At 73.3% G+C, this 2,470-nt stretch carries 4 protein-coding genes; 3 read left to right on the top strand and 1 reads right to left on the bottom strand.

The genetic code is table 11. From position 1 onward, the window contains the following. Positions 1 to 230: 230 nt before the first annotated feature. Positions 231 to 434 (bottom strand): 30S ribosomal protein S21, encoded by a 204-nt coding sequence (gene rpsU / locus L2I40_RS21870; RefSeq protein ID WP_007006360.1) that lies wholly within the window; start codon positions 432 to 434, stop codon positions 231 to 233. 188 nt (positions 435 to 622) lie between these two features. Here rpsU and def point away from each other — a divergent pair, with 188 nt between their 5' ends. From def to L2I40_RS21855, 3 genes are all read left to right on the top strand, one after another. Next, complete coding sequence (gene def / locus L2I40_RS21865; protein ID WP_237217376.1) at positions 623 to 1,135, top strand: peptide deformylase; 513 nt, start codon at positions 623 to 625, stop codon at positions 1,133 to 1,135. Continuing rightward, entirely contained in the window at positions 1,135 to 1,740 is a 606-nt protein-coding gene (locus tag L2I40_RS21860; RefSeq protein ID WP_237217374.1) for a COQ9 family protein, read from the top strand. The genes def and L2I40_RS21860 overlap by 1 nt, the downstream gene beginning before the upstream one ends. Positions 1,741 to 1,914: 174 nt before the next feature. Next, entirely contained in the window at positions 1,915 to 2,445 is a 531-nt protein-coding gene (locus tag L2I40_RS21855) for a hypothetical protein (protein ID WP_237217372.1), read from the top strand. Positions 2,446 to 2,470: the final 25 nt, after the last annotated feature.

The following is a 2,470-nucleotide window of genomic DNA, read 5'->3' as shown; positions in this document are numbered from 1 at the left end:
GGAGGGGGCCTGTGCCGCGGCCAGCACGGCCGAGGCCGCGCGCGTGGCCCCGATCAGCGCCGCGCCCAGGATCGGCTCTGCCCGGGCGGAACACCGCGGCGCCCCGCCGCTCGCCGCGCGGCCGGCCGACGCCAAACGCAAAAAGGGCACAGGCTTAGGCCTGCACCCTGTCCGCGTCGTCTGTCTCGGCGATCGGCGCCGGCGGCCTCAGGCCGCCAGGCGACTCGGGCTCAGAAGCCCTCGCGCTCCAGGCGCTTGCGCTCCACCTTCCGGGCCCGGCGCACGGCCTCCGCGGCCTCGCGGGCGCGGCGCTCGGACGGCTTCTCGTAGTGACGGCGGAGCTTCATCTCACGGAACACGCCCTCGCGCTGGAGCTTCTTCTTCAGCGCCTTCAGGGCCTGGTCGATGTTGTTGTCGCGGACGACGACCTGCACGCGGCTCAACCTCCTTGGGTTGGGGTTAGGGTGGCGGAAAAAGCAAAAACGCGGGCAAGGCTCCGGGCTGTCCCCGGCGCCCCCCGACGGAAGTGCGAAGCGTCTAGCACGCACCGCCGCCGCGGCGGAAGGCCTCCCGTATGGCTCCGGGCGCATTACCTTAAGGCGCGACCCCGCCGGACCCCCCGATGGCCATCCTGAAGATCGCCCGCATGGGCCACCCCGTCCTGCTCCGACGCGCCGACCCGGTCGAGGACCCGACCGCCCCCGAGATCCGGCGCCTGGTCGCCGACATGGCCGAGACGATGGAGGACGCGCAGGGCCTCGGCCTCGCCGCCCCGCAGGTCCATGTACCGCTCCGCCTCTTCGTCTGGCGCGGCGGCGCCGGCAACGTCATCGCCCTGATCAACCCCGAGATCGAGCCGGTTGGCGAGGAGACCGAGGAGGCCTGGGAGGGCTGCCTCTCCATCCCCGGCCTCCGCGGCGCCGTCACCCGCCCCGCCCGCATCCGCTTCCGCGGCCTCGACATCGAGGGCAGGCCGGTCGAGGGCGAGGCCGCGGGCCTCGCCGCCCGCGTCATCCAGCACGAGACCGACCATCTCGACGGCGTGCTCTACCCGATGCGCATGAACGACCTCTCGCGCTGGGGCTTCGTCGAGGAACTCGCCAGGGCCGCCGCGAAGCCGGAGAAGACGCCGTGATGGAGATCGAACGCTCCGAGGAGCGCGACGCCGCGATCCGTGCCGCGCTGCCGCATGTCGCCGCCCTCGGCTGGACGCGCGCGGCGCTGTCGGCGGGGCTGCGCGACCTCGGCCTCGAGCCGCTCGAGCAGGACTGGCTCTTCCCGCGCGGCCCGGTCGAGGCGGTGGAGGCCTGGTGCGACCTGGCCGACCGGGAGATGGAGGAGGCCGCGCGGCAGGAGGACATCGTCTCACTCCGCATCCCCGACCGAATCCGGCGCGTCTTGATGCTGCGCCTCGAGCGCAACGAGCCCCACAAGGAGGCGATCCGCCGCGCGCTCGCCCTGCAGTCGCTGCCCTGGAACGTGCCCTCCGCGCTGCGCACGGTGGCGCGCACCGCCGATTCGATGTGGGCGGCAGCCGGAGACACCTCGGCCGATCTCTCCTGGTACACGCGCCGCGCGACGCTCGTGCCGATCTACGGCGCGACGCTGGCCTTCTGGCTGCAGGACGACGAACCGGGCTTCCCGGCGACGCGCGCCTTCCTGGACCGCCGACTCGCGGATCTGGCGCGGCTGCAGCGCCGTCCCGCGAAGCCGCGGCAGGGCACCGCGCCGGCCGCCTGACGAGTCGCTTGCGAAGCCACTTCACCTCGGCAGCGCAAGCATCTGGCCTGTAACAATCTTCACGCGCTCCGGCAGGCGTCTGCGCCTTGCAGCCGGGCCGGCCGTGCTCTACCCAATCCGGCGGGGTCGGCGCGCGGCGGAGGGCGCGGCGGCGTGATCCCGAGGAGAGCTCCCATGCGCAACCGTCAGGGCCAGCGTCGCACCACCAGCTTCCGCCTCGTGCTCGGCGGCCTCGCCGCGCTGATCGCCGGCCCGGCCATCGCGCAGAGCTGCATCCCCGCCGCCGAGCGCACCGCCTTCGACGTCCGCGCCGTGCAGAGCCAGCTGATGGTTGCCGCCTTGGCCTGCGGCCGCGACAACGACTACAACGCCTTCGTCCGCAAGTTCCAACGCGACCTCCAGGCCTCCTACAACGGCCTGCAGTCGCATTTCCGCCGCACCGCCGGCGCCGCCGGCCAGCGCGAGCTCGACAACTTCATCACCATCCTCGCGAACGCCCATTCGCAGGACAGCATCCGCGCCGGCTCCTTCTTCTGCCCGCTGACCACGCCGCTCTTCCAGCAGGCGCTCGCTAAGAACGACGCCGCCTCCCTCGCCGAATTCGCCATGGAGCGGAACATCGTGAACCCGATGGCCGCCCCGGCCTGCGCCGCGGCCGCTGCGCCGGCCGCGCGCACGCCCGCACGCCCCGCCGCGCGCCGCTGACGGGTCGCGGTGAAGCGGGTCTGGG

It is taken from the genome of Falsiroseomonas oryziterrae (genome assembly GCF_021864505.1).
Taxonomy (GTDB): domain Bacteria; phylum Pseudomonadota; class Alphaproteobacteria; order Acetobacterales; family Acetobacteraceae; genus Falsiroseomonas; species Falsiroseomonas oryziterrae.
This window is presented reverse-complemented; position numbering and strand designations above follow the sequence as displayed.